The following is a 6,880-nucleotide window of genomic DNA, read 5'->3' as shown; positions in this document are numbered from 1 at the left end:
GCCGTCACCCGAGCCGCCGTCACCCGAGCCGCCGTCACCCGAGCCGCCGTCACCCGAGCCGCCGTCACCCGAGCCGCCGTCACCCGAGCCGCCGTCGGCGGCCTCGTCGGCCCAGGCCTTCGGGTTGGTGATCTGGTCCGCGAACTCCCGCGGCGGCTCGTCGCCGGGCGCGAAGCTGTGCCCGGCGACGTGCACGAACCGCGCCAGCCTGCGGCCCATCAGAGGACGTCCGCCGCGAACGAGCGGTCCGCGTTGGCCAGGACGGGCAGGCCGATCGCGTCGGCGATGACCTCGATGCCCATCGGGGGCTTCGGGTTGCGGTAGACGCCGGCGACGACACCCGGCTGCTCCGCGTCCTCGATGCCCCAGTCAGCCTCGGTCGAGGTCAGCGTGCGACCCCAGAACGTGGCCCCCAGGTCGGTGCCCATCCAGTCGTCGGTCTCGACCGGCGCCGGGAGCAGCAGCACCCGGTCGTCCGGCAGGACCTTCGTGGACACCCCGTCGACGCTGACCCGCCGGTCGTACCGGTAGATGGGCGGCAGCCCGGCGGCCGAGACCGTGGCCTGCACGTCCTCGACCGTCGCCGGGCGGGACGCCCCGTTCAGCAGCTGCGTCTTCATCTGGTCGAGACCAGCGAAGGCGCGCAGGGCCCGGGTGGACATGACGATCGCACCCGGCTCCTCACCGGTGGAGTCGCGGTAGACGTCGGCCCACGTCTCCAGCTGGCCGAGCGCGTCGGTGCCCGCGACGGACCACAGCGCCGGCGCCGTGACGGTGTGCCCGGCGGGGCGACCGAAGTCGTCGTCGGACTTGAAGTTGTCCTGGTCGATGGTCGCCTTGCCGGTCGTCAGCACGATGCCGCGCAGACGCTCGATCGAGTCGGCCACCGCCTGGACGGCCTGCACCGTGGTCCGCTGGATGCTCGCGAGCGCGGCCTCCTCGGTGACGTTGCCGCCGCGGGCGCGCAGCTGCTCGTACTCGCTGACGGGCAGGTTCTGCCCGAGCGCGGGCAGCTCGAGGGTGACCCGCTTGCCGCCCTGGCGCTTGCCCACCTCGACCTCGGCGTCGTAGGCGCGGAACTTCGCCACGTCCACCAGGCCGGTGGAGCCGGCGACGAACCGGACGACGACGTCGGCGACGTCGCGGTTGGGGAGCCAGCGCGCGAGGGTGCCGCGGCGGGCCTCGTAGTCGGCCAGCGCCGCACGGGCGTACCCCGTGAGGGTGGCCGGGTCGATGATGTCGGTCCAGAGAACCATCTCGGCTCAGACCCCTCTCAGATGTAGACGACGGTCGTGGCGGCGCGCTTCGCCGCCGCGGCCGGCGCGGCGAACGAGTGCGGCACCTTGGCGGCCTTCACGCGACCGTGGTCGAGGACCGGGACGGGGAAGTCCGCGGTGCCGACGACCGGCTGGTCGGTGAGGATGAAGCCGGCGAGGATCCCCGCGCCGGTGACGGTGGCCTCGGTCTTGTCGTAGGGCACGAGCAGCCCGCCGACCTTCGCGACCGGGGTGCCGGACGGCAGGTAGCCGTTCGGGTAGTGCGTGCCGGCGGTGAACGCGCTGACGTCGACGGTCTCCGTGCGGCACTCGTGGATGCCGTGGGTGGACCCGAGCCAGGACTGGTCACCCGCGCCGATGGACTCCGTGCGGAGCTTGGGCATGGTCTTCTCCTCTTCGGGGATCTGGGACGGGTGCGCCGTGGCGGCGCGGGGGTGGCTGGGGTCAGGCCTTGGCGGCCGTCTTCTTCCGGGAGGCCTCGAAGGCCTCGCGGCCGGCGGCGACGCCGGTCTTGCGTGTGCCGCCACCGCGCGGGCCCTGGCCCAGGTCGAGCTGCTGGGGCCCGGTGATGGGGCCGGCGATCGACTCCAGGTACGTGGCGACCTTGTCGGTGTCCACGTCGGTGTCGGTGACGAACGCGGTGAGGGAGAGGCCGGAGACGATCGCCTCGGCCTGCTCGCCGGTCTTGCCGCGGGCGGTGAGGCCGGCGCGCAGGATGGCCTTCGCGGCGTTCTGGTTGGCCTCGGCGAGGGCCTCGCGGCGGCCCTGCTCGCGGGCGTCGTTGACGGCCTTCTCGGACGGCGTCTGCCGCTCCCGCTCGATCTGGTCGTACTTCTCGGCCTTGGCCTTGATGGCGTCGTAGTCGCCGCGTGCGTTGGCGCGGGACTCGTGCTTGCGGGCCTGGTGCTTCCAGTAGGCCTCACGCTGCTCCACGGTCATCTCCGCGAGCGGGGTGTTCTCCGGGAAGCCCTTGTCGGCGCCCGGCCCACCAGCGCTGCCCTTGCCACCCTGCTCGCCGGTTCCGGTTCCGGTGCCGGTGTCGCCGGAGCCGGTGCCGCCGGACGTGCCCCCGCCGGCGGGCGGGTCGTCGTGCTCTCCCTCGGGGAGGATCGGGCCGGGTCGCCAGCTCTGGCAGCGGGCGGCGCCGGTGGGCCGGTGGAAGATGCTCAGCCCCGAGTGCGCGGGCAGGCCGGTCAGGTGTGCGGACATGCTGGTGTCGTCTCCCGTGTCGGGTGTTGGTTGCCCTGTCGGGCCGGTCCTCGGCCCTGCCCCGGGGAAGCGGGCAGGGACGCTCTCAGGTGCGGGTGAAGCCGACCGGTCGGCCGTCCTCCACGTCGGTCTGCGCGACCGAGCGCTCGATGAACCCGGGCGCCTTGTCGTCGCGGTCCGGTGCGTCCGGCGACCCGTCACCAAGCACGACACGCAGGTGCAGAGGACCAAGGTCGAAGATCACCTCGAACATCAGGCCGCCTGCTCGGCGATCGCCCGCAGGTGGGCCAGTCGCTCGCGCTGGTAGGCCAGCGGGCCGTCCACGAGCTCGCCGGTGGACGCGCGGCGCTCCAGGTCGGCGAGGGTCTCCTCGAGCGCGGCGATCTCGCCGGCGTAGCCCTCGCGCGGCCCGGGTCGGGTCGGGGCCCGCTTCGCGTTCAGGCGGTCGGTGGCGTCAGCAGGCATCAGCGTTGGCCCCAGCTCTCCGTGCTCGTCGACGCGGTACCGGACCCGTGCCAGGTCGCTCTGGCTCGTCGACCCGGCGGCTGCGTAGAGGGCGTTCAGCTCGTCCTCGTTCAGTGAGCGCCCGGGGTCGGGGCGTCCGGCGAGGATGGGCAGGGCCTCGCACTTGCAGCGCAGGTGGACCGGTAGGAGCGAGTCGACCCGGTACACCCGGTCGGACGCTGCGAGGCACAGTCCGCAGGTCCCGGAGTCGGACCGCTCGGGGCGGATGACGCGCCGCATGCCGACGACCTGCGGGACGACGCTCAGGTGCCGGGCGGTGGCCTCGCGGTCGGCGAGCGCGATGTCGGCGTCCGCGAGCTCCTCGGCTCGCCGGACAGCGGCCGCGAGCGCGTTCTCCTCGGCCTGACCCTGCGAGCGCTCGTACCGGTACTGCTCGGCGGGCCGGCGCCACTGCACGACCGGGTCGACGGGCCGCAGCTGGGTGGGGAGGTGGACCGGGTCGCGGGGCGGTTCGACATCCAGGGCGCGCAGGACCTGGTCGAGGTAGGCGGTGGTCAGGTTCGCCATCGTCACCTGGCCGGAGCGGACCTGGGCGGCGATCTTGACGGCCTGCTCGTCGACCAGGTCCTGGTTGTACATGGCGCCGCCGCCCATGGACCGGATCACCGCGAGGACGAACCGCAGGACGCCGTCGAGGATCCTCGCGCGGCCGGCGGCCTGGTGGTCCACCCAAGCCGCGACGGTCGCCGCCTGGGCTGTGGTCAGCCGGTCAGCCACCGGGGACCACCGGCGTCGCGGCCGGCGGCTGCCCGGGCGGCATGAAGAGCAGGTCGGTCGCCCGCTCCCGCTCGATGCGCACGAGGTCGGCCGGGCCGTAGCCCATGACGTCGGTGTAGATCGACGCCTGAGGCAGACCGGCGGCCTTCGCCTGCGCCGCGGCGGACATCCGCTCAGTCAGGGAGTACTGCTCGGCGGGCTCCCAGATGGTGCGGATCTTGTGGACGTCGGCGCGCTGCTGGTCGCCGGTCCAGGCGAACGCCAGGCTCATGACCTCGGCGAGCGCGGCGTCGGCGCGGCGGCGGCGGTCCTTGACCCGGAAGAGGTGTCCCTCGCGCATGGTCGAGGCGCCCTCGGCGGAGCCCTGCGCGGCGTCGGGGGTGATGTAGTGCAGCGGCGTGAAGGTGACTGCGGCGAAGGACTCGACGTCGTCCTTGATCGCGGAGCGGATGCCCTGCATGTCGCCGAGCGCGGACTCCCAGACCTCGGCGCCGGCAGGCAGCCGCCACATGCCGCCGGGGTCGGCGAGGAACGCCTCGCTGTAGTCGATCTCCTCGCCGGTCTTCTCGTCCCTGTCCGGCAGGCCCTTGATGCCGCGCTGTCGGAACGCCTGGTACTTGCTGATCACGACCCGGTCGAAGATCTGGTCGTTGATCCGGTCGAGCACCGCGAGGTGCGGCTCGAACTCGGAGACGCCGCGTGCGTTGCGGAAGCGCACGACCGGCACACGTCCACCGAGGGTCGGCGGCAGCTGCTGGCCGTCGGCGCCGCCCTTCCTGTCGTCCCACTCCCACGACTTGGGGGAGAGCCGGAACGTCGGCGCCGTCGTCATCGACGTGGTGCTCTTGCGCCGCGCCACGTGGCAGCGCCCGGGCAGGTACAGGTAGGCGAAGTCCGTGGAGTCCCACTCGTCGCGGAAGAGCTTCAGCCCGGCGAGCACCCGGCCGGTGGCCGGGTCGTGGGCGGTGATCGTCTCCCGCGGGTCTTCGGCCGTGATCAGCGGGACGCCGCCGGACTCGGACGGCGGGCCGACGATCATGTACCCGTCGGCGAGGCCGAGCATCCACTCCGAGACGTCGGCGAACTTCAGGTCGAGGGCGTTGCCGCGGAAGACCTTGTGCGCCTCCTGGTCGCCGTTGCGGTCGTCGTCGGCCGCCGTCCCGAAGCCCGCGGGGGTCATGCGGTGCTGGACCGCCTGCACCGACATCAGCGCGTAGTTCATCCGCGCCAGGCGCAGGAACTCGCGCATCGCCTCGCGCCAGCCTGCTGCGACGTGGGGGAGCGGGGGCTCACCGCGCAGGTACCCGTCCAGCTCGTCCAGGCCCGGCCGCACGTGGTTGTCGAGCTTCAGCTTCAGCCGGCTGTAGCCCTGCCCGGTGCGACGGTTGTGCAGCTCCCTGCTGAGGGTCTTCAGCCACCACCCCGGGGACCGCACCTCGTCGACGTCGATCACGGGCAGGACCTCCCCTCAGCCGTCAGTAGAGCCGCTCGAACTTCGTGGACCGCGGCTTCGGCGCCGTGACGCCGGCTGCGACGGCGTCCAACCGGCACTGCCAGGCGAGCACCGCGGCGACCGCGGCGTCGATCTTCTTGGTCGAGTAGTCGTGTTCCTTGCCCAGCGCGAGCTTGTTCGCCGAGAACCGCCGGCGGGCGTTGACGACGTGCCGGGTCAGCGCCGCCGACCCGTCGTGGGTGCAGTCACCGTTGCGGATCGCACCCTCGAGCGACTCCACGGCCCGCTGCACCAGCCCGGAGCGGCCACCGGTCATCCACCACTCGAACGGGTGGTCCCGGGTGGCCTTCACGGCGACCTTGCCGGAGTACTTCGCCTCCCACGCGTTCACGTGCGAGCGCCAGTCCTTGCCCGGGTCCGCGTAGAAGCCGGCCACCATGTACCGGCGGAAGCACTCGTCGAGCTGCGCCTCGATCTCCACGATCGGTGGCGTCCAGTCCGCCCAGCTGCCGGGGCGGTCGGGCGCTTCCCACACCGCCACCTGGAAGAGGTGGCCGTCGCTGACCCTGCAGCCGATCAGCGCGGTCGCGTCGGGCTTGCCCTTGGCGCGGCCGCGCGACCCGTCGAAGCCGAGCACGACGACGTCCCGGTCCTGGACCGCGCGGTCGGGGTCGTGCCTCGCCTTCCACTCGGGCTGCGTGACCCAGATATCGGATCGTCCGGAGGAGATCTGGTTGAGGAAGTCCGCCGCCGAGGTCTCCTCGTCGGCGTCTGGGTGCCAGATCCGGGGCAGGATGTCCGACTCGAGGGGCGCCCACCCAGGCCCGCACGGCGGGTCGTGGATGACGCACCCGTCGGGGTGATCCGAGGAGTCGCCGTAGGCGTACCGCAACCCGGCGAGGAGCGACTCGCGGTCGCTCATGTCCGTCTCAGGCGGCGCCTCACGGTGGTCCCAGAGGAACCCCCGGTCGAGCTTGGTGCGGCCCTCCAGCATCGCCTGGTACGCGTTCGCCGTGTTCTCCGCCACGGAGCCGTCGCCTTGCGTGTAGGCGTTCGGGGACTCGATCACCGAGCCGCCGATCTTCGTGGCGTTGTCGACCAGCGTCCGAGCGAACCGGACGCCGCCGTTGCTGGAGGTCCAGGACTCCGTCTGGTCCATCACCGTGAAGACCGGCTTGCCGCCCTTGGCCGTCGTCGCGGACGACGTGACCGGCGTGATCTGGCCCCGAGGCAGGTTCACGAACCCACCGAGCGGCTCCACCCCCGGGTAGGCGTCCACCACCGGGCCTGTGACCATCTCGAGCAGCGGCACCCAGGTGTTCTCGACCTGGGCCTCGGTGGTCGCCGCCACCTTCACCAGCGGCGTCCGCACCCGGGTCCACGGCTTGCCGACCGGCTGGCCGGCGGCGTCCCACCCGTCCGGGACGACGTCCGCCAGCCCCTCCGTGATCGCGAGCGCCGCGAGCAGCGGCGACTTCCCCCAGCCTCGGGGCCGGGAGAGGACGCCACGCTTCACGACCCGACGGCAGGTGACCGGGTCGAGCTCGTAGAAGCGGAGGATGAACTCCGCCTGCTCACGCGTCGGCACGAACGGCTCGTAGTCACCGCGGTCGGGTGCTGCGAGGTGCTCGACCATCCAGTCCAGGACGTACCAGCCGAGCGTGGGGTACTCACCAGGCTCGGACGGCCTCCACGGCAC

At 72.5% G+C, this 6,880-nt stretch carries 8 protein-coding genes; all 8 read right to left on the bottom strand.

Annotated elements, in window-relative coordinates:
* A partial coding sequence (locus tag ACYVQV_RS03780) for a hypothetical protein (protein ID WP_461021920.1) occupies nucleotides 1-219 on the bottom strand: 219 nt, incomplete at its 3' end.
* A complete protein-coding gene (locus ACYVQV_RS03775) occupies nucleotides 219-1,256 on the bottom strand; it encodes a major capsid protein (protein ID WP_461021919.1) in 1,038 nt (345 codons plus the stop codon). The genes ACYVQV_RS03775 and ACYVQV_RS03780, both read right to left, overlap by 1 nt.
* A gap of 17 nt (nucleotides 1,257-1,273) precedes the next feature.
* Nucleotides 1,274-1,660 carry a potassium transporter gene (locus ACYVQV_RS03770; protein ID WP_461021918.1) on the bottom strand — a complete coding sequence of 129 codons (387 nt, stop codon included), beginning with the start codon at nucleotides 1,658-1,660 and terminating at the stop codon, nucleotides 1,274-1,276.
* Nucleotides 1,661-1,721: 61 nt separating this feature from the next.
* Nucleotides 1,722-2,486 (bottom strand): hypothetical protein, encoded by a 765-nt coding sequence (locus ACYVQV_RS03765; RefSeq protein ID WP_461021917.1) that lies wholly within the window; start codon nucleotides 2,484-2,486, stop codon nucleotides 1,722-1,724.
* A gap of 85 nt (nucleotides 2,487-2,571) precedes the next feature.
* Nucleotides 2,572-2,739: a hypothetical protein gene (locus ACYVQV_RS03760; RefSeq protein WP_461021916.1), complete on the bottom strand. Its 168-nt coding sequence runs from the start codon at nucleotides 2,737-2,739 to the stop codon at nucleotides 2,572-2,574.
* Nucleotides 2,739-3,728, bottom strand: a complete 990-nt coding sequence (locus tag ACYVQV_RS03755) for a hypothetical protein (protein WP_461021915.1) — start codon at nucleotides 3,726-3,728, stop codon at nucleotides 2,739-2,741. The genes ACYVQV_RS03760 and ACYVQV_RS03755 overlap by 1 nt, the downstream gene beginning before the upstream one ends.
* Nucleotides 3,721-5,181 (bottom strand): phage portal protein, encoded by a 1,461-nt coding sequence (locus ACYVQV_RS03750; protein ID WP_461021914.1) that lies wholly within the window; start codon nucleotides 5,179-5,181, stop codon nucleotides 3,721-3,723. The genes ACYVQV_RS03755 and ACYVQV_RS03750 overlap by 8 nt, the downstream gene beginning before the upstream one ends.
* Before the next feature lie 22 nt (nucleotides 5,182-5,203).
* The gene (locus ACYVQV_RS03745; RefSeq protein WP_461021913.1) at nucleotides 5,204-6,880 is read right to left on the bottom strand and encodes a terminase; all 1,677 of its coding nucleotides are present in this window, start codon (nucleotides 6,878-6,880) and stop codon (nucleotides 5,204-5,206) included.

The organism is Thalassiella azotivora, assembly GCF_054781695.1.
Note: the sequence above shows the minus strand (reverse complement) of the source record. Positions and strands in the feature narration are given on the sequence as shown.

Bases quoted from the DNA above. Each gene is read 5' to 3' on its own strand.
- ACYVQV_RS03760 (WP_461021916.1), bottom strand. From the start codon at position 2,739: ATGTTCGAGGTGATCTTCGACCTTGGTCCTCTGCACCTGCGTGTCGTG.
- ACYVQV_RS03765 (WP_461021917.1), bottom strand. From the start codon at position 2,486: ATGTCCGCACACCTGACCGGCCTGCCCGCGCACTCGGGGCTGAGCATC.
- ACYVQV_RS03770 (WP_461021918.1), bottom strand. From the start codon at position 1,660: ATGCCCAAGCTCCGCACGGAGTCCATCGGCGCGGGTGACCAGTCCTGG.
- ACYVQV_RS03775 (WP_461021919.1), bottom strand. From the start codon at position 1,256: ATGGTTCTCTGGACCGACATCATCGACCCGGCCACCCTCACGGGGTAC.